Annotated in this window: 19 protein-coding genes, 1 pseudogene and 1 riboswitch; of the genes and pseudogenes, 7 read left to right on the forward strand and 13 right to left on the reverse strand. The window is 40.5% G+C overall.

All coding sequences use genetic code 11. The features are described from left to right. Positions 1 to 51 precede the first annotated feature (51 nt). From E2626_RS11895 to E2626_RS11945, 11 genes and pseudogenes are all read right to left on the reverse strand, one after another. Positions 52 to 861 (reverse strand): methylamine utilization protein MauJ, encoded by an 810-nt coding sequence (locus tag E2626_RS11895; protein ID WP_134381985.1) that lies wholly within the window; start codon positions 859 to 861, stop codon positions 52 to 54. A gap of 315 nt (positions 862 to 1,176) precedes the next feature. After that, the gene (locus E2626_RS11900) at positions 1,177 to 2,787 is read right to left on the reverse strand and encodes an SIR2 family protein (RefSeq protein WP_134381986.1); all 1,611 of its coding nucleotides are present in this window, start codon (positions 2,785 to 2,787) and stop codon (positions 1,177 to 1,179) included. Positions 2,788 to 2,831: 44 nt separating this feature from the next. After that, positions 2,832 to 3,467, reverse strand: a complete 636-nt coding sequence (locus tag E2626_RS11905; RefSeq protein ID WP_134381987.1) for a hypothetical protein — start codon at positions 3,465 to 3,467, stop codon at positions 2,832 to 2,834. 248 nt (positions 3,468 to 3,715) lie between these two features. Further along, positions 3,716 to 4,567: pseudogene (locus E2626_RS11910) on the reverse strand (DegV family protein). A 163-nt stretch (positions 4,568 to 4,730) separates the two neighbouring features. Next, positions 4,731 to 6,506, reverse strand: a complete 1,776-nt coding sequence (locus E2626_RS11915; RefSeq protein WP_134381988.1) for an acyl-CoA dehydrogenase family protein — start codon at positions 6,504 to 6,506, stop codon at positions 4,731 to 4,733. Positions 6,507 to 6,525: 19 nt separating this feature from the next. Beyond that, a complete protein-coding gene (locus tag E2626_RS11920; protein WP_134381989.1) occupies positions 6,526 to 7,581 on the reverse strand; it encodes a phosphotransferase family protein in 1,056 nt (351 codons plus the stop codon). Beyond that, on the reverse strand, positions 7,578 to 7,991 hold the full coding sequence (locus E2626_RS11925; protein ID WP_134381990.1) for an acyl-CoA thioesterase: 414 nt from the start codon (positions 7,989 to 7,991) through the stop codon (positions 7,578 to 7,580). Before E2626_RS11925 ends, E2626_RS11920 begins: the two co-directional genes overlap by 4 nt. A 15-nt stretch (positions 7,992 to 8,006) precedes the next feature. Beyond that, positions 8,007 to 8,885 (reverse strand): 3-hydroxyacyl-CoA dehydrogenase family protein, encoded by an 879-nt coding sequence (locus E2626_RS11930; RefSeq protein WP_134381991.1) that lies wholly within the window; start codon positions 8,883 to 8,885, stop codon positions 8,007 to 8,009. Positions 8,886 to 9,122: 237 nt separating this feature from the next. Continuing rightward, a complete protein-coding gene (locus tag E2626_RS11935; protein ID WP_134381992.1) occupies positions 9,123 to 9,686 on the reverse strand; it encodes a TetR/AcrR family transcriptional regulator in 564 nt (187 codons plus the stop codon). 52 nt (positions 9,687 to 9,738) lie between these two features. Then, complete coding sequence (locus E2626_RS11940; RefSeq protein WP_134381993.1) at positions 9,739 to 10,512, reverse strand: SDR family oxidoreductase; 774 nt, start codon at positions 10,510 to 10,512, stop codon at positions 9,739 to 9,741. After that, positions 10,509 to 11,738, reverse strand: coding sequence for an acyl-CoA dehydrogenase (locus tag E2626_RS11945; protein WP_134381994.1), 1,230 nt, complete (start codon positions 11,736 to 11,738; stop codon positions 10,509 to 10,511). Before E2626_RS11945 ends, E2626_RS11940 begins: the two co-directional genes overlap by 4 nt. 175 nt (positions 11,739 to 11,913) lie before the next feature. Here E2626_RS11945 and E2626_RS11950 point away from each other — a divergent pair, with 175 nt between their 5' ends. From E2626_RS11950 to E2626_RS11965, 4 genes are all read left to right on the forward strand, one after another. Then, positions 11,914 to 12,219, forward strand: coding sequence for a hypothetical protein (locus E2626_RS11950; RefSeq protein ID WP_134381995.1), 306 nt, complete (start codon positions 11,914 to 11,916; stop codon positions 12,217 to 12,219). Positions 12,220 to 12,541: 322 nt separating this feature from the next. Beyond that, positions 12,542 to 12,645, forward strand: a riboswitch (SAM riboswitch). An 83-nt stretch (positions 12,646 to 12,728) separates the two neighbouring features. Further along, a complete protein-coding gene (locus E2626_RS11955; protein ID WP_134381996.1) occupies positions 12,729 to 14,117 on the forward strand; it encodes an L-cystine transporter in 1,389 nt (462 codons plus the stop codon). A gap of 223 nt (positions 14,118 to 14,340) precedes the next feature. Further along, the gene (locus E2626_RS11960; RefSeq protein WP_134381997.1) at positions 14,341 to 14,643 is read left to right on the forward strand and encodes a hypothetical protein; all 303 of its coding nucleotides are present in this window, start codon (positions 14,341 to 14,343) and stop codon (positions 14,641 to 14,643) included. Between the two features lie 128 nt (positions 14,644 to 14,771). Continuing rightward, positions 14,772 to 15,101: a hypothetical protein gene (locus E2626_RS11965; protein WP_244094310.1), complete on the forward strand. Its 330-nt coding sequence runs from the start codon at positions 14,772 to 14,774 to the stop codon at positions 15,099 to 15,101. A 150-nt stretch (positions 15,102 to 15,251) separates the two neighbouring features. Here E2626_RS11965 and E2626_RS11970 read toward each other — a convergent pair whose 3' ends face one another. Both E2626_RS11970 and E2626_RS11975 read right to left on the reverse strand, forming a co-directional pair. Beyond that, entirely contained in the window at positions 15,252 to 15,464 is a 213-nt protein-coding gene (locus tag E2626_RS11970) for a hypothetical protein (RefSeq protein ID WP_134381999.1), read from the reverse strand. Positions 15,465 to 15,830: 366 nt separating this feature from the next. Next, positions 15,831 to 17,060 (reverse strand): DUF418 domain-containing protein, encoded by a 1,230-nt coding sequence (locus tag E2626_RS11975; RefSeq protein ID WP_166786809.1) that lies wholly within the window; start codon positions 17,058 to 17,060, stop codon positions 15,831 to 15,833. 168 nt (positions 17,061 to 17,228) lie between these two features. Here E2626_RS11975 and E2626_RS11980 point away from each other — a divergent pair, with 168 nt between their 5' ends. The 3 genes from E2626_RS11980 to E2626_RS11990 all read left to right on the forward strand — a co-directional run bounded on the left by E2626_RS11980 (position 17,229) and on the right by E2626_RS11990 (position 20,306). Continuing rightward, positions 17,229 to 18,191, forward strand: a complete 963-nt coding sequence (locus E2626_RS11980; protein ID WP_244094311.1) for a TRM11 family SAM-dependent methyltransferase — start codon at positions 17,229 to 17,231, stop codon at positions 18,189 to 18,191. Between the two features lie 415 nt (positions 18,192 to 18,606). Next, a complete protein-coding gene (locus E2626_RS11985; protein WP_134382001.1) occupies positions 18,607 to 19,329 on the forward strand; it encodes a cytochrome c biogenesis CcdA family protein in 723 nt (240 codons plus the stop codon). 407 nt (positions 19,330 to 19,736) lie between these two features. Further along, entirely contained in the window at positions 19,737 to 20,306 is a 570-nt protein-coding gene (locus E2626_RS11990; RefSeq protein ID WP_166786810.1) for a CotY/CotZ family spore coat protein, read from the forward strand. Positions 20,307 to 20,505 lie beyond the last annotated feature (199 nt).

Below are 20,505 nucleotides of genomic sequence, written 5' to 3' on the forward strand. Positions count from 1 at the left end.
ATTCATCTCCTACTCTATTGAATTCTACAAATCTAATTAATAAGTTAAAAGTTAAAAATCAAAATGAATAAAGTCTTGACGGTTATAGGTAGTGTCGATTATTTTATCAATTAGTTTTTTTGATGTGTGTTCGAGAAGTGGAATTAACTCTGAAATACCATTGATCGCTTCTATTGTATAATCTTCTCCTCCATGAACAAGGTTACTTCTTCTATCATGCATTTGATCTATCCATTGGTCCGGCAACTCCCATGTGTTAATATCTCCAAAATAATCAATAAAACATTGATATATTTTATTTTTGACTCCTATAGATGTCCGTTCAGTCTCTGTATGGAATTCTTTACCCAATATTTCAATTACACTCCAAAATGCTAAAAATTGATCAAATGTATTTTCAGATATTTTCCCTTTAGAGTACCAACCAATAGCTCTTAATAATTTTGGTTGGTTAACTTCAAATTCTCTTGCCATTTTGAACGCAGATATAATGTCAGATTTATCTAATAACCTTCTACTTCTATAAACTTCCTGATTATTATACCTAAAATTATTGAATGAACCTTTTGGTCTATAATAATCTTTTTTAATTTTATTTATTTGTATTGGAATATCATTTTCTAGTGAGAGTACATCCCTCATCCTGCCGAAATAAACAAAAGCAACTGTTTCAGCAATATGCAAAGTGTCTGCATATGCAGTGATTGTAGCTCTAAGTCCATAATTACTTTTCCTCAAGCTAATATCGCTGTAAAATTGCTGTTGCTCAAACCCTTTTTCTTGTCGGAAATTAATATTATTCACTATTGAAATTGGACCTATAACGTCAAAATCAATTTCCCAAACTTTGAAATTTGTCATTGTTGTACATCTCCTTAAAAAATACCCTGTAAAACGCACTTGTGAATGTTCCAAATCTTTCTCAGGACAGGGAGGAATTAAGATCGTTGATAATTAATCTCCATCTTCTAGCATCTAATTTTTATATCATAAAGTCTGCTGTATATAATCTATAAGGATTTATAAAATGTAGAGAGATATTTACTTTGCCAAAAAAATCAAAGAACAGAATGTTTTAGACCATTTAAAAATAGGTATAATTGATTGTAGACATTCCTATTCATTTCGAATATGATGTTGTTATAAGATTAAGGAAGTGATGGCAACCTGTATTGGTTAGGCGTCACTTCTTTTGTTTTTCTTTAAATCATAAATTAAAAGCAGCCTTCTTAAATTTGTATTTATTTTGCTTTCTCCTGCTACTACAAGATCCATTACTTTCTCTCTTATATAGTCTTCAACTTCGCTAAAATCTAACCTATTTATATTATAAGAAATTAAGCTAAACTCTCTGTCATTAACATGACTATTTGATAAAATTTTCTCAATACTTTCAAATTCTTGCCTATAAGTTTTGTTAATTTTCTCAACTTGAGCTTCTAAATCTCCATGACTATTCAACCTCTGCCTCAGTTTTTCTTTTTCATAATCATGTAAATTAGATTCTTCTATTTTTTCTTCTGATACATATTTTATAAATGGGTATCGCCCTGAAACAGGTTCATTTGCTAAAAAGCGTAAAACTACATCTGAAGTTAATTCATCTTTTTCAAAAATATAATCTTCTAAATATGTCAACTTATTTGGAATTTTGAAAATTACAGTTGAATCCCCTAATGCGACAACAACTTTTTCCTTAATTTCGTTTCCACTGGTCAAGTTTCTTTCGAGTTCATCTAACTCGATAGGGGAAAGAAGAACAGATTTTAATGCTCCCTCTTTACCTTTATCTATTATAAGTCGTTTAATAATGCGTTGATACTTGTTGATTTCTGATGGAGCAACACCTTGATCAATTTGCTGTAAGTGCTCAAAAACTTTACTATAATTATCTGTTTTAATAACTGTAAACCTACAATTTAACTCTTGGTCAAAAGTAATTTCTTCTAAAAGCTCACCTTCTCCCTCTTTCCATTCCACAATTATCAACCTTTCTTCAAGAGAAACCGGATCTTCAGAACTCAAAGACGATGCAAAATCTTTTATAAAACCTCTAACATTAAGATCTGTTAATGAATATCCAAAGAAAATAATTGGAGAATGAATTAGCATGGATATAACTTTAGCACTAATTAATATAGAATTTTTACTAAAGTTATCATAATCTTCAGACGAAATAACAATAGAATTTGGATGCTCTACTGACCCATGAATTTTGAATAATTCAGCATAACCCATTGTTTGTTCAAAAAAACCTTTTTGGCCTATATAAGTTTTCACTCCATATTGACTAGATTGGTTATAACTATCTTCAATGAAAGAGTCATAGTTAGTGGTTATCATAATCTGAGATTTAGTTATTGCCTTATTAAATACTGCAATTTCATCAGACATTTCAGTTCGAATTTCATATCTTTTTAAAGCCTTACTTATAGCCATTTTAAAAGGAGAAATACCTGTTGCATAAACATCTTTAGGAGAAAAATCATCAATTTGTATTTGACCTTCGTTGAATTTTTTATTGTATATTTGTTCGATTTTTGAACTCATTTCTATATTACTTAAATAATCTATTTCTGTTTCTAAAATATCTTTTTTCTCTCTTCTAATGCTTTCTCTTAAAATGTTTAATTGGCCGTAAAAATCTAAAACTTCAACTTGATCCCAAAAATGTTTCAAGAGTTCATCCCAGCTCTTAAAATCTATTAAATACCTTCTAGGCAACCCAGAACCGATAAACAATATAGGAAATTCATTTTTCTCCATCAATTTTTTAAAAATAGACAATGACAACCCCTCCTACTATTAAAAAGATATATTGACGAGTAACTTCACCAATAAATAGCAATATGAAATACATCTGCTTTTCTCCCAAAAAACATACATTTCACACTATCTTCACCATAATGCAAAGATTTTACTGAAGTCTCTTCAAATGCTTCACTATACATATAAATAATATCTTTAGTTCTCTCACCAGTTGAATTCAAAAAAGGAAAATAATTCATTCTTCTGTAATCGATTTCTGGATGTGCACCCCTAGTCTTTCCTAATTGAACAATCTGGCTAAATCTATCAACAACATTAAACCACCCAATGACAAAAGCTCTTTTACCTTTTTTCCCTGCTTTTCTCTCGTTTAGAAGCCAATCAAAGTCTCTTTCTATCTCATTCCATCCTGTACTATTAGAATTTCCACCTTTGCTTTTATAATTTTTCAAAAGCTTAACTTCTATATTAAAATCTTTTTCTTTCACCACAATGTCATTACCTGATGCCTTCGATTTCCCCTGCATATTAAATGTTGCCATATGTTTAAAAGGGTATCCTAACCTTACAACTATATCTGCCTCAGAGTATTCATTATTAGATATATCCTTTAATTCTTGTCTTGATAAAGCTTTATACCTTTCATTAAATTCATCCAAAATAAATAAGCAATTTGATACTAAGTATTTTTCAATCAATAGTCCCGCCCTCTACTGTATTAAATTTCTTATTACTTTTAATTCTAAATAAGGTTTTAGCTTTTCAATTGAAAAGAGATAAATATTATTAAAATTTCGTTTATTTTCCAATAATTAATGATATCATATAAATAATTTATCTTTGTTTATAATTCTCAATTTATTTTCATTAAAATATTCTAGTATCTACTCTCTAATTATCTTTACAGATTTATCATCAAAAGATCAAGATTCCTTTAAAACTTGTTTTATTCCTCCAACCCCGCAACCCCAAATCCCCCAGGTCCCGAATGCGTCGAAATCATCCCCCCAGCCTGAATCCATCTCACGTGTTTAAATCCATGCTCTTTCGCAACCTCATCCATTCGCTGCTTGATCTCTTCATCAAGTCCAATAGAGTAAATTAGGTAAAGCTGCTCTCGATCTATATTGAATTCTTTTAAATAATCACTAAAAAGCTTCTCAGTCGCTCCGCTCATTTTCCCGCGGTATTTCTTTGTGGAGACGAGCTTTCCATCTTTTAGTTCGATACATGGCTTAATTTTTAGCAGTGCGCCGATCAGGGATGCCATGTTGCTGACGCGGCCTCCTGCTTTTAGGAATTCGAGGCTGCCTGGAATGAAGGCGAGTTTTGATTTTGGAACGACTGCTTCTATTTTTTCGATTAGGCGTTGCGGTTCGATGTCAGGTTCTTTTTCGAGTAGGTCTGCGGCATATAAGACAACTGCTGCTAGTCCTCCGGTTACGTTTAGCGCGTCGATCAGGTGAAGGTTTTCGAATTCTTCTGCAGCGATGACTGCGTTTTGAAAGGATGAGGATGCCTGTGATGTATAGCCGATATGTACGATAGTGCTGTCAGGCTACTGTTCTTTGATTGATGTGAAAAATTCCTGGTACTCGTGAATATTCGTGGCAGTTGTGGAGGGTATTTTCTTCGTGCGGTCATAGTAGTCATAGATGTCCTGGACTGGTAAAGAGCCGTCCAGATAATCTTTCCCGTCCATAATGATGTGCATCGGAACGACTTGCAGGTTGTGCTTTTCAACGAGATCATTCGGCAGGTCGGCGCCGCTTTCGGTTGATAGGATGATGTTACGCATGTGAACTCCCTCTTGATTGTTTGTAGCGTTTGTTTTTCCAGTTATTGCTTTAACTATACAGGAGATTGTGGGGTTAGTGATGTGACAAATATAATTTTATGGAAGAAAAAGAGCTCCCTCTCAGCTATATGAGAAAGAGCTCTTCCGTTTCAAATGAATTTATTCAACAAACAAACTCACCCTTCTCAACCAGCCGATCCGCAATCCTCCGATTCTTCTCAATCAATCCGCCAAGAGAACTAAAACGACTGCATGCCCGTACCGTCAATGCGATCATCTCTTCCCGCTTCTCACCTGTGCACACATTCCCGGCAATCACCCGCGAAATCCGCTCTGCATCCCACATTGCGCTGCCAAGGTATGTTCTCATCAGATCAACTTTCAGTGATTCCTTCTCTTCTCCATTTTTCATAACAGCCTTTTGCGTTCTCGCTACTGCTGACTCTGCTGCGAACAGGATAATCGCCAGGTCTGCAAGATTCATCAATGCTTCCTGCTCCTCCACTAATGACTCGCCGTACGCTTCATAGACAAGTCCTGCGTTTACCAGAAACAGATTCCTGATTGTTTCAACTGCCGCCCGCTCCTGCGTCAGAACACCATCTTTACTCGGTGCAATGTTCCCAAGTCCTTTAAAGGCCTCCTGCACACGAGCTGCCAGATCCACTTCGCCCTTCATCACTTTTCTGAATAAATGAGTCGGGATCAGCAGACGGTTGATTTCATTCGTGCCTTCAAAGATCCGGTTAATTCTTGAATCGCGGTACATCTGCTCAATGCCGTATTCCTGGATAAATCCGGCGCCGCCGTGCAGCTGCAGTGCTTCATCCACAACATAATCAAGCGTTTCTGAGCCAAACACCTTACACACCGCACACTCCACTGCGTATTCACCCATCTGTTTGCCGATCAGCTTATAGTCAAATGTCTCAGCTAAGTCACCGAGTGCATCTTCAATGAGACTCGCCGTCCGGTACTGCAGGGAATCTGCTGCGTAAATGCGTGCAGCCATCCAGGAGATCTTTTGCTTTGTCGCTGGGAATTCAGCAATCGCCCGTTTGAACTGCTTGCGCTCTTTTACAAATCCGATCGTTTTCTTTAAGGCAGTTTTTGAAACGCCTGCACCTGCAGAACCTAAGTTAAAGCGTCCGAGGTTCAGTACGTTCAGCGCAATGACATGCCCTCTGCCGACTTCCCCTAACAGGTTTTCAATCGGCACCAGGCAGTCTTCGAAAATGACTGACCTTGTAGACGACCCTTTAATCCCCATCTTCTTTTCCTCATGTCCAAGCGATAATCCCGGGAAATCCTTTTCCACGATAAACGCTGTGAAGTGCTGGCCGTCCACTTTTGCATAAACGATAAAGGTGTCTGAGAAGACTGCATTCGTAATGTAGAGTTTCGTTCCGTTTAATACGAAATGCGTTTCTTCTTCATTTAATACTGCTGTCGTCTGAGCGGCAAGTGCGTCTGATCCGGCGTTTGGTTCTGTTAAGCAGTACGCCCCGATATACTCACCTGACGCAAGCTTCGGCAGGTACTTCTGCTTCTGTTCTTCAGTACCAAAGTACGTAATCGGCAGCGTCGCAATACACGTATGATTGGAATGCGCGACCCCGTAACCGCCGCCTGAACCGATCATTTCACCGACAATGCCTTTACTGATTTTATCGAGTCCAAGTCCACCGTATTTTTCAGGAATGCTGTGTGCGAGCAGACCGAGGTCCCCTGCTTTTCGCATGAGCTCAGGTACGACTTCAAACTCCTGACGTTCAATCCGCTCAGCATATGGTGCGACTTCCTTTTCTAGAAACTGTCTGGCTGTCGCGCCGATCATTTTGTGCTCCTCTGTCAGATCCTCCGGTGTGAAGATCTCCTCAGGATCAGATGAGGTATATAAATAGCTGGCCCCTTTATGTAGTACAGTCCGTTTTTCCATTTCAAAAACCTCCTGAAGTTTATTCTTCAATTACACTTGCACCGTGCACGAGTAACGTTTTAACAAACTGATCAAAATGAGCAAACCGCTGATCGTTTGTCTGTCCTTTTTGATAACGGAAATAGATCTGCTGGCAGATGACAGCAAGCTTGAAATAGGCAAACGTTAAATAGAAATCCATATTGCTTACGTCACGCCCGCTTTTTTTCGCATAGGCTTCAATAAATTCGTTTCGCGTCATAAACCCTTCATTGACCGTCACAGAAGGCTTACCTAATCCATGCTTTAACAGGTGTGGGTCATCATGCTGAATCCAGTAGCTCATCGCAGCGCCAAGGTCAGCGAGTGGGTCCCCGACCGTCGACATCTCCCAGTCAAACAGCCCAACCATTTCAGTTAAGTCATCAGTGAACATCGCATTATTCAATTTATAATCGTAGTGAATGACTGTTGGCGCCTGACTCACTGGGATATGTTCCATCATCCACTGCTGCAGCCGCTCAGCCTCTGGAATCTCATCTGTCTTCGCACGCTCATACCGCCCGATCCAGCCGTGAACCTGCCTTTCCATAAAACCGTCCGGGTTACTGATCTCAACCAGTCCCGTTTTCGTATAATCAATCGCATGCAGCTCCACCAGCCGGTCGACCATCGTCTGTGACAGCCCGCGGCAGATCTCAGGCGTGACTTCAACGCCTTCAGGGAATGATGTATCCAGCACAATCCCGCGCTTTCTTTCCATGATAAAAAATGGACTGCCGACAATCGATTCATCATCTGAAAAGAGAACCGGCTTTGGTGCAGGTGAGAACAATGGCTGGAGCTCTGATAAAATCTTAAACTCACGATTCATATCATGTGCTTTCGGCGCAACCGGTCCGAGCGGCGGACGTCTGAGTACCGCCTCCCAATCACCGATGGTCAACTGATACGTTAGGTTTGAATGCCCAGCCCAGAATTGTTTTAAATCAAGTGTTCCATCCGGCAGATCCAGTTTCCTCCGGAGAAAGGTTTCCAGTACGCCAAGGTCGAGTCCTTCGCCTTCTTTTACCTGGGTTGTATCGGCCTGCTTCATACGCGTCCCTCCTCAGTGACGAGATGCTGTTCAAGCTCGGTTCTCATCTCATCTGGAATGGCCGCGCTTACCTGGTTGTCAAAGTCAAAATACACGACAACTGCATTCCCGACTGCAATCAGAATGCCAGTCTGCGCACAGGATACCCGGTGTTCAAGCTCAAAGCTTTTCGTGCCAATACGGGTTACATAGCTTTCCACTTTTAACTTTTGATCAAAATAACCCTGACTCTTAAATTCACATTTCGTTGAAGCAAGGATAAACCGCCAGTCTTTGACGTCCATACCGTAGCCGAGTGAGGCAATAAACTGCACACGCGCTTCTTCAAAATAAATAAAATAACTCGTATTATTCACATGACCTAATGCATCTGTTTCACAAAATCTGACCGTCACTTCATTCGTATGCATGCACCTGTCTCCCTTCTATTTAGTCACTGCTGCTTTTGAATAGTCATAGAAACCCTTGCCTGTCTTCCGGCCGAGCTCGCCTTTTTCCACTTTTTCAAGAATGCACGCAAACGGTTTGTCTGCCGGATCACCCGTCTCCTGATAGCGCTGCTCCATCACAAACTGCGCAACATCAAGTCCTGACAGATCCATCAGTTCAAACGGTCCGATCGGGTGGTTCAGCGCTTTTTTGCAGATCAGGTCAATGTCCTTAAAATCTGCGATACCCTGTTCATACAGTGAGACTGCTTCTTTTTGCAGCGCGCCTAGAATGCGGTTCGCGACAAATCCTGAGATCTCTTTTTCTAACAGCACGCCCGTCCGGTTGATCTCTTGGCACACCTCCATCGCAAGTGCAGCCGTTTCATCACTCGTCTTATCGCTTTTTACGACTTCGACCAAGTCCATCACAAGCGGCGGAAAGAAGAAATGCATATTGACGACTTTATCCGGACGCCCGGTGACGTCTGCAATCAGGCTGTTGACGATTGTTGAGCTGTTTGTCGCAAATACGGTATGAGGCGGTGCATAGGCTTCAAGCTTTCTGAAGACTTCTCTTTTTACAACGAGTTTCTCTGTTACTGCTTCAATGACAAGGTCTGCGTGCTTCACGGCCTCTTCAATATCCTGAGAAAAACGCAGCCTTTGAAACGCTTTCATTTTATCGTTCTCAGAAATTTTTTCTTTTGATACCCAGCGTTCCATGATGGTATGTAGCTTTGACTCTGCGTCCTGCAGTGCTTTTTCGTTGATGTCCTGGATGACTGTTTCGTACCCGCCAAGTGCACATAGCATGCCAATCTGATGTCCCATACTGCCTGATCCGATTACTGTTACGTTTTTCACTTTACTCATATTGCTTCCTCCTTTGTACTGACCGGTTGGTATGTTTTGTGTAAAAAAACTGAACTGCCTCTGCTAACCGTTTCGCTGTGCTTCAGGCGGACGCTTTCCGGACGGTTGTTGCTGAGCCTCCTCGCGCTTCGCACTGCGGGGTCTCAGCTTCCAACTAATCGTCCCGGAGTCGCCGCCTTACGCTCCGCTACACTAAGATAACTTTTTAAATATGAAGCTGCTAAATACTTTTCGACCTCACAGTTCGATTCCTTTTAAAATCATGTCTGTAAATAGACGAGCTACCTCTTCTTCAGACTGGTCGCCTTCAGGGTTGTACCACTGGTAGCTCCAGTTTGCCATGCCTAGTACGCCGAACGTTGCGATAGAAGCATTCAGATCTGAACGGAATTCGCCTTTTTCAATGCCTTCTTTAATCAGCTCTTCAATCGTCAGGCGGAACTGATCACGCTTTGGAATAATCTCTGCGAGTCTTTCCTCATTCAGGTTTCGCATTTCCCTGAAAAACACTTTGGCACTTGCACCCTGCGTTTTGATGTTGCCGATCAGCATATGCACCATATCATAGAGCTTTGTTTTGCAGTTTTTCGCGTCATCACGCATGATTTTCTCCTGCTGCTCAAGTAGCTCATTGATATAGCGCAGCTGAATATCCATGAGGAGCTCTTCTTTACTGGAGAAATAATAGTAAAAGGTTCCTTTCGTTACGCCATTTGCTTCCACAATATCCTGAATCGACGTTTCACTGAAACCCTTTTTCTCAAATAATCTTATGCTATGTTCCGTAATTTTTTCCTTCACTGTCTTCACGCCTCTGTTTTTAAAAGTATGGCTAAAAGTATATCATATGCCCTTACATCGCATGCGTGCCGCCATCGACAATGAGCACGTCCCCTGTCACGTAAGCAGATGCTTTTGATGCAAGGAATAACGCTGCTCCCTTCAGGTCATCATCTGACCCGAACCGCTTCATCGGTGTTACTTCCATGATCGGATCCTTCCCCTGATCAATGATTGCTTTTGACATCTTTGTCGGGAAAAAGCCCGGCGCAATCGCATTGACGTTGATGTTATGTCTGCCCCATTTCACAGCGAGATCCTTCGTCATGGTAATAACCGCACCCTTACTCGTGTTGTAGCCGATCGTATCCATCACCCGAGGATCCGTTCCGCCAAGCCCTGCAACTGAAGCAATGTTAATGATCTTACCTGACTTTTGCTCAATCATTTTTCTCCCTGCAGCCTGACTCATTAAAAATGTGCCTGTCACATTGACGTCCATTACCTTTTTCCACGCTTCAAGCGGCATCTCTTCAGCACGCGCACCCCACGTCGCCCCGCTGTTATTCACTAAAATATCAATCGAACCAAATGCTTCTACTGTTTCATCCACTACGCGCTGCGCGTCAGCCGGATCAGAAATATCACACTGCAGCGCAAGCGTTTTGACGCCGAGCTTTGCTAAACGGTCAGCAACTTCCTGACACGCCTCAAGCTTTCTTGAACAAATGACTACATTCGCACCAGCCTCAGCAAACCCTTCTGCAATCTGCTCACCAAGTCCGCGGCCTCCACCAGTCACAAGTGCTGTCTTTCCCGTCAGATCAAACAATTCCATTACCTTCATTTTTCATTCCTCCCGTTCCCCTGATATTTTTTCAGCTCAAGTCTGCCAATCTGCGCGCGGTGCACTTCATCCGGTCCATCCGCGAGCCTAAGCGTTCTCGCACTCGCCCAATGCGCAGCGAGCGGAAAGTCCTCTGAGACACCTGCTGCACCAAGCGCCTGAATTGCCCGGTCAATGACCTTCAATGCCATCGAAGGCGCCACAACTTTAATCATCGCAATCTCCGCTTTTGCGACTTTATTGCCGACTGTATCCATCATATAAGCAGCCTTTAATGTCAGCAGTCTCGCCTGCTCAATCTCAATCCGCGAATCCGCAATCCACTCCCGGATCACTCCTTGATTCGCAAGCGGCTTGCCAAATGCATGCCGGTCAACAACGCGCTTACATAACTCCTCAAGCGCACGTTCTGCCGCCCCGATCAGCCGCATGCAGTGATGAATTCTTCCAGGACCAAGCCTTCCCTGCGCAATCGCAAAGCCTTTTCCTTCACCTAAAATCATATTCTCAGCTGGCACCCTGACATTTTCAAATGTAATCTCTCCGTGACCATGCGGCGCATGATCATAGCCAAACACCGGCAGCATCCGCTCAATGGTCACACCCGGCGTATCAAGCGGCACAAGAATCATTGACTGCTGCTCATACTTATCAGCACCGGGATCCGTCTTCCCCATCACGATCCCAATCTGACAGCGCGGATCCCCGGCGCCGGACGACCACCACTTCCGGCCGTTAATCACATACTCATCTTCGTCCCGCTCAATCCGCGCTTCAATATTTGTCGCATCAGATGAAGCCACATCAGGCTCTGTCATCGAAAAGCACGAGCGGATCTTACCAGCAAGCAACGGCTTCAGCCACTTCTCCTTCTGCTCCTCTGTTCCGTAACGCACCAGGACCTCCATGTTCCCCGTATCAGGCGCATTACAGTTAAACACCTCAGGCCCAATCATCGAACGCCCCATGATTTCACATAGCGGTGCGTATTCAACATTACTGAGACCAGCCCCGTACTCACTTTCAGGCAAAAATAGATTCCACAGCCCCTCAGCTTTTGCTTTCTCCTTTAGCTCTTCCATGATTGGCGGCACTGTGCTCCAGCGGTTCTCCCCCTCATTTACCTGCCGCTCATACAACGCTTCATTCGGATACACATGTTCCTCCATAAATGCGGTGAGCTTTTTCTCAAGATCTTTCACCTTTGCAGAATACGAAAAATCCATACTTCCATCCCCTTTTGAATTCACTAACTAACCGGTCGGTATGTATGATTTTAGTATAACGGATTTGTTTGAATAATCAAATTAAATTCATTTTAAAGATGGAAATATATGATAGACTAACATTGAATATTGTTACTAAATAAAGATTAACTATTTTTATAGGGGGATTCGGTTTATGTGGTTCATATTAGGACTTATTGCAATCGCAGCAACATTGCTCAATATTTATTTATTTTCAGCAGGAAAAGATTACAAACTCGCAATGGCGGCAGGGTTATCATTTACAGCCCTCACGATTTGTGGACATATCAGCCTTTTAGCAGAGCAGGCAGGCAGAGAAGATTGGTCAGCTGTCAGCGAAGTAGTGAATTATGCATGGGCATTGTGGGCGTTGACGATCGCTTCTATTTTTATCAATGTGTTGCCGATATTTTTTGAGCGAAAAGATAAGAAGAAAAGACTTCGTGTTCAACAACGATAATTTTTATCATATTAACTCTTTATTACTGCATTCAATACAGGACTGGATTTTTCGAATAACCTCCCCGTCCCATGTACATATTTGTTCTACAGGAACATTTTATTGAATATATTTTGGATACCTCTCCCTCTCATTTTAGTAAAGGTTCTTTTATTAAAGGAGGGCAAACCATCTCAGCCGAACCCGAGTCAACATAAGATCCCTGAAAAATGTTAATAAAAGGATTTTTTAACAAATAAAATAAATATTGACATCTTTTTTGCGATTCGATAACATAAAAACCAAGTATTTTTATCGGAATACTTTATAAACTCAATAGATCGTCTTATCAAGAGAGGTTAAGGGACTGGCCCAATGACACCTCGGCAGCAGACTGACTCGTCAGTACTGTGCCAATTCCAGCAAGTGTTTCTTGATAGATAAGACTGGATTGACGTTTTTTTCTTCCAGTTTATTTTTCTGACTGGGAGTTTTTTTATGTTGAAAATTCATTTAGAGGAGGAAGTTGTGTGGACATTTTTTTAGTTAGCCTGAATTTACTTGTGTTAGTTGGTCTCATTATTTTTCTTTATGCTCTTAAAAAGAAGCACGTATCATTTTCAAAAAGGGTTTTACTTGGTTTAGCGTTCGGTATTGTATTTGGATTCGCATTGCAATGGATCTATTCATCCGAGTCCCCTGTTATTACGACTACGGCTGATTGGTTTAATCTAATTGGTGGTTCTTACATCAGGCTATTACAGATGATCGCCATCCCGCTCGTATTCATTTCTATTCTTGCGGCTTTTACGAAGCTGACTTTAACAAAGAATATCGGGAAAATCAGTGCACTTATTATTGGGATTTTAGTTGGAACAACCGCGATTGCAGCTGCTGTTGGGATTGCCACAACGGCTGGTTTTAATCTTGAAGCGATTCAAATCGAACAGGGTGAAGCAGAAACAGGTCGTGCTGCTTCATTGGAAGAGACGTATGGGACAGTGGAAAATGTGACGTTTCCACAGCAAATTCTTTCTTTAGTCCCGTCAAATGTTTTCCTGGACTTCACAGGCGCCCGCCCGACTTCTACGATTTCAGTTGTCATTTTCGCAGCTTTTCTTGGTCTGGCGTTTCTTGGGGTCAGAAGAAAGCAGCCGGAACAGGCAGAGTTATTTTCAAAGATTGTCGACTCTCTTTATGCGATCGTGATGCGTGTCGTTACATTAATTTTAAGATTGACGCCTTATGGTGTGCTTGCGGTCATGGCGAGAACGGTTGCAACAACAAACTTTGATGCCATCGTGAATCTCGGTAAATTTGTGATTGCTTCATATGTTGCACTGGGTGTGGTCTTTGTTATTCACTTGATTCTGCTGACAATCTCAGGCTTAAATCCAGTGACTTTTGTCAAAAAAGCATTTCCTGTTCTCGCTTTTGCGTTTACAACCCGTACAAGTGCCGGGGCTTTGCCAATGAACATCCGGACTCAGCAGAACTTAGGTGTAAAAGATGGTACAGCTAATTTCGCGGGATCATTCGGATTGTCAATTGGACAAAACGGCTGTGCAGGTGTGTACCCTGCCATGCTCGCCATCATGATTGCGCCAACCGTCGGAATCAATCCCCTTACACCGACGTTTATCTTAACGGTCATCGCCGTTGTTGCAATCAGTTCCTTTGGTGTGGCAGGCGTTGGAGGCGGCGCAACATTTGCTGCAATTCTTGTCCTGTCAGCCCTGAACCTTCCGATCGGCTTGGCTGGTCTGTTGATTTCCATTGAACCATTAATTGATATGGGAAGAACCGCTGTGAACGTGAGTGGAAGTATGACAGCCGGTGTGTTAACGAGTAAGGTAACAAATGAGTTAGATGTTGATATGTATAATGATCGGTCTACACGGGTAAGTGTTGAGGCTTAAGTGAATAACACATTAAAAGAGAGCAGCCATTTGGTTGCTCTCTTTTCAAACATTTTTCGTGTTCTACATTTGTAGTGAATGTTTAAAATCTTATTTAGGACAGTGAAGTATTTTCAATAACCAATATTTAAGATCATCATTTTAAGATGGAAATTTATGATAGACTAACATTGTCTAATTTTACTAGATAAAGGTTATTGATAAATTCAGGAGGGACTTCGTTATGTGGATCATATTAGGGTTTATTGCAATCGCGGCAACACTGCTCAATATTTACTTGTTTTCAGCAGGAAAGGATTATAAGCTCGCCATGGCGGCAGGGTTATCATTTACAGCCCTCACGCTTTGTGCAGAAATCAGTTTTATAGCGGGTCAGGCAGCAAGGGAAGACTGGTCAGCTGTGAGGGAAGTCGTTCATTTTCAACGGGCATTGTGGGCTTTGACTGGTGCTTCTATCTTTATAAATGTATTGCCTGTATTTATAGAGCGGAGAGATAAGAAAAAGAAAATTAACGCCGCTTCTTAGAGCAGCTAACTGTAATATAAAGTCTTAATGAATGGAGGCACGTCATAATTACAGAAATGGTTGCGGGCTTAGAAGAAATGTACATACTCATTTATTGTTTTTTAATTTTGTGGATTAATATCGATTATTTGAGAGACCATGCAAATATAAAAAAAGGTCTAAATGAAATTTACTCTGAAGATGAATTGCTTTTTAACCCCCATGATATATCCATCGCAACCATGGGATTGGCATTCAATTTTTTCAGAAGATGGTTAATTTATTTGCTGGCAGTCATTATGACAGAAAGTATGATGGTTCTAATGATTTCAATTGTCCTGTTTATCGTAAGTCTGTATGACATTTTATTTAATTACACACTGGAAAAGTTGAGAAAAGCGAATATTGGTTTATATGTAATAATCGCTGATGTGATTTATATTAGTATTTTTGTTATTTATATTTTTCTAAGAATGTAAACACTAACTAGAAAGTTGTCATACACTCCTTCTGACAAATACAACTCTCACACAATTTAGATTAATGATCTGGATCTGTTAAATCTTAATATTGCTTTAGTGTATAAAAAATAATCTTCATATCATCGACATTTATATGAGGATTATGAACTATTCAATTTCTTCCCGGTTCTTTCGATTATAATTAAATTGTTTAACGTAAAACTTAATTATGTAGTATGCAGACCCTGTTATGACCACTACAAATGCTAATAAACTTAAGGTCATCAAAAATCCCCCAACAGCAGTTTGCAGGACATGATTTAAGATAAAGGTCACAGCTGTAAAAACAATCGCTAAAATCAAAAAAGTTTTTTTGTTCATCCTAAGACCTCCCTTATTGTTTTTTCAATAACACGAAAAAACTACTTAAAGGCTGATATTTGCTTGTTATGGCATCTTGAGTGTTTTCCTATTTAACTAGGCGTACACCATATTTCGTATGCGAAGTTGAATCAGAAACAATGATTATGTCGAGAACCTAGTTAACCTGAGTTGATCAAATGTCTCGATAATTAGAGTTAAATTCCTTTTAACTATCATATCATTCATCGTTAATTGATTCAGTTGGTGCTTGTATGCTTTTGAGAATACATTTGTAGTAACTGTGCAGCATCGTTTCCAGTACATTAAAGGTTGGTTTTACGGTTATGTTTTAACCATAAGAACCAACCTCTAAATGATCACCCATCAAGCCGCCTTCGAATGCTTCTCCCCACCCGAATACGTCCACTTCTTCCACACATACTCCATCGGCCCCTGCTTATATCGCTTCAGCAACACATGACTCAACACAACCTGGACGGTGTAAATGGCAATTGCAATCAGCACACCCTGCGTTTTTGATACCTGACCGAATAAACCAAAGCCATAGCCGTTGAAAATAATGACTGCAATGATCGACTGCATCAAATAATTCGTCAGCGCCATCCGGCCAACTGAAGCAAACGGCATCAGCATCTTTTCAATAGATGATTTTCTCGTGATTAACACGATTGAAGCTACGTAAAATAACATCAAAAATGGTCCGCCAAAAGTATTTAACCCTTCCGCAATGGGCGTGGTTAAATAGGGTTCCCAGCCAAACACATTGTACCCAATCGCTACCGACAGTCCCACAATCGGAGCACCAACTGCAAGTCCAACCCACATCACTTTTTTCCAACGCTTGATATGCGGCTCGATATCAGTGAACATCCCTGTCTTTCCTAAATAAAGCCCAATCAGAAATAGCGGTAAAATCGTCGGTAAGTAAAGCAGCACTTGAAGTAGAACCGGCACCACTTCATTTATAAAACGAAAAGCCAGTATCTCCCCAAAACTCCCATTTGCCATAACTGAATTCGCACTAACTGCAGATGCATTCAGATTTTGAAGCGTATCCATACCCTCGCTGATCATAAAATTAATCCCAACGCTATTAAGCAACATCAGTGCTGTGATAAAAAAAGTGCTAAAAACGAGCAAAGATATCGCCCAGATTCTGATTACTTTTACGGAACGTTCAATAAACAATGGAAGTAAAAAGCCTGTAATCGCATACGTATGTAAAATATCTCCTGTCCAAATAAATATAAGGTGAACAAGTCCAATCAGTAGCAAAAACACCAGACGACGCATAAACATTTTTTTCGCCGGCAGTCCCCGCTTCATCAGCCTGCTGTAAAAAATATAAAATCCAAGTCCAAACAACATCGAAAACATCGGATAGAATTTTCCATCCACAAAAATTGCTGTGAGCAGTGTCAAAGCCGCATTCATCCCGCCCTCCGGCAGACTGCTTCCCTCTACTAAATCACTAATATTTGTAAAAACAGGCGTCTTAAACGCAATCATATTCGCAATCAAAATCCCAAACAGCGCAAACCCCCGAATGATATCCAGTGTATGAATCCTTTCTTTCAATGAAACCGAACTCATCATGCCATCCCCCTAAATGATCTTTCTAAATTTATCTTAATTCAACCTGTCTGATTAAACAATCAAATTCTGGAAATCCCGATAACACTCTTTTCTTTAAACAACTAAACCTCATCTCCTGCTATACTAAATACATAAAATAAGTACTCAAGAAAGTTGGATATTCTGTTGAAACAGCTGCCACAAACAACCCAATCAATTTACACATATGCCTATAACAGTGAAGATGCACCGCTTTGCCACATGGAAATGCGTGCACTTTTCGGAACACATACGCAAGGAAAAACCCTCAAAACTGACGTCAATATTGATCCCAGCAGAAGTCCGTTTATCAAGGAACGGATCGAAGTCCTTTTTGAAGGCAACGACCTCCAGGACTTATACGATCAATTACACCTCATCAATATGCAGGATGACACGTTCAAAGTCCTCTTTGTGAAAATAAATGACCAAACCGGGCCAGGCAAAGTGGAATACGATGAAAAAAGGCAAATCGAACGCGATACAGGTATGCATATCACAGGAGAACTCGATCTTCACGAGCCTGACATCACATTCGGCTTAGTGCCATACGAGGATCGCTGGTATCTCGGTATTTACACAAAAGCGGAACCCGTCTGGCTGAATCATGTCAAAAAACCGCGTGAATACTCAACCGCCCTCGGCACCCGCACAGCGAGAGCCATCGCGAACATCGCGGTTCCTGATCCAGCAGGCAAAAAAGCGATTGATCCATGCTGCGGCATCGGCACCGTCCTGGTCGAAGCACTCTCGATGGGCATCAATATCGACGGTCGCGACATCAACCCGCTAGTCGTCGAAGGTTCCCGCGAAAACATAAAATATTTTGGTTTTACAGGCAACGTTACACTCGGTGCAATCGCTGACGTCCAGGACACCTACGACGCCACCATCATCGACCTGCCATACAATCTCTACACCCATGCAACACCAGAAGATCAGCTCGCCATCCTTAAAAATGCACGGCATTTTACCAGAAAACTCGTGCTGGTCACCATCGAAAACATCGATCACATGATCACTCAGGCAGGCTTCACCGTCAAAGACCGCTGCATCGCTAAAAAAGGAAAAGCCTCTGCGTTTTCAAGAGAAATACTCGTTTGTGAATAAACTAAGGGCCAGTCCTCCGGCGAAATGTTTGCTGCCGGGTGACGACTGGCCCTGATCTATGTAAATCGTTGAGTAATAAACTTATTGACCTTAAATTACATTCGAAAATAAATCTTCTTCCACAAAAAACTCAAAAGACAAATCTCTATCAAGGCCCCTTACTCATTTCCCGCTATGAAAACCGCACTGGCTAAGACATATTTATTAATATTTACTGCAAATAATTATCATTCAAAAGCCCAACTATATTACTTGCTTCACACTATTAAATATTCAATTGTAGTTAATGTTTAAAATCGTTTTCAGGGAGAAACCACTTTCTTATCTATTTAATTGACGCCTTATTCATATATTCGTAATAAATAGGGAAATTTTAGATTATTCTCTGTGTTATATTACCCTAGAGGTGGTTTTTATGGAAAACGTTACAATATTTTTAGCTTTTGCTGGTGGTTTATTAGCCTTCATTTCTCCATGTTGTTTGCCGCTATACCCATCATTTATTTCTTACATAACAGGTATTTCAATAAATGAATTGAAAGATAATAAAGGAAATTCTTTTAAGAAAAAAACGTTAATTCATTCTCTATTTTTTTCAGCCGGATTTTCTCTTGTTTACTACATTCTAGGATTTTCTTTGAGTGCTGTTGGAAATTTATTCACAGCTAATCAAACGCTAATACAAATGTTAGGTGGCATATTTCTTGTACTCATGGGATTATTTATGATGGGTATTATCAAACCAGAGTTCATGTTCAGTGAAAAACGTTTTAATTATCCAAAAAGATCAGCAACGTATCTAAACTCTTTCATCGTTGGTTTTATCTTTTCGGCAGGATGGACTCCATGTATCGGTCCAATTTTTGGGTCCATTATAACGTACGGTAGTTTAGTCAATCCTGCACAAACTATGGCAGTTGTTACAGCTTACTCTTTAGGATTCTGTATTCCATTTATTCTGATGGCTTTTTTTATCGGAAAAACCAAGTTCATTTTAAAATATTCAGAAATGCTAATGAAACTTGGTGGGGCGATTATTGTAATCCTAGGAGTTATGATTTATTTCGATAAGATGTTTTATTTAAATATATGGACATCTGAAATTCAGTTCTTTCTGGAATCCTTATTAAACCAATAATTCTAGGAGCAACTTTATAAAGAAGCTCAAGTATTTGAGCTTAGTCAGCGTTTAAGATATGTAAGAAAAATAAAAAGCGCTAAAATTTTAGTGTTTTTTACTTCTAGATATAAATTTACAGTGATTACTCAAATTCGTTTTCAGAACAGAGGTAAATATATAATTTTTGTTATATAAACGAATATAGTTGTGTTTAACACAGGAACCTTTTTTCATATCTTACTATCACAACGATTTAAGGATTATAAGAGAAAGCTAACATCCAACTTCTAACTTCTCTGTTTAATTCTCACTTCTCAAAAGTTATCTCATCTATTACTTTTCTATAAGGCTATTGTACAGGCATTTAGTCACTCTCCTTCATATAGTATTAATGCAACTACTATTATGAAAAGGAGAGATTGATTTTGAGTTGCGGAAAAAAAGATTCATGTGTATGTCATACGGTTCAAGAGATTGTGCGCGTGCAAGATGAGGTAGCTGAAGCTAATGGATGCTGTGTAACAGGCTGTGATCAGTCATTGAGAAACTTGCTATCACCAATGATGGCTAATGGGAATGGAAATGGTCCCACTACCATCCCATTTGCGCTTTATTGTAAGGGGGATTGTGAACCGTTTATCGGAAGCGGCGTGTTCAGATCTCCTGTCGGCGGATCAGGAATGACCGCTTTAAGATGTGTCAAAACACCAATCTTTCGTGCGAAAAAGTTTGTGGATAAAGACAAAGACAGAGAGAAAGATAAGTGCTGTGTCCAGCTGGAGCTGCTGCTTCCAATTACAATGGGAGGATCTACTCCTGGACCATCTGGCGACGGGACGCAAATTTGTGACTTTTTCCCGGGTAACAGCATCAGAAACCTGCAAGCAACTGGCATCTGCCTGACTGTCGACTTGAATTGCTTCTGCGGTATCGTATGTCTGGATCCACTGACACCTCGACCTGCATCTGAATTTAATATGGATGACGAGGACTAAGTACTAAAGCGTTACAAAGACTGAAATGGGGTAGCAAAAAGGGGCAACTTATTACCTTTTTGCTCCTTTTTATTCTAGTAAACCTTAATCTATGAAATTTCATGATTACTAGTGCTAGTAGATTTCGAGTTTTGCTTTTTCATTTCACACGTATGGCTTATTACATAAAAGTGTAAGAAAAAAGGAAATTGAACCCCAA

The organism is Jeotgalibacillus salarius (genome assembly GCF_004405125.1).
GTDB classification, from domain to species: Bacteria; Bacillota; Bacilli; order Bacillales; family Jeotgalibacillaceae; genus Jeotgalibacillus; species Jeotgalibacillus salarius.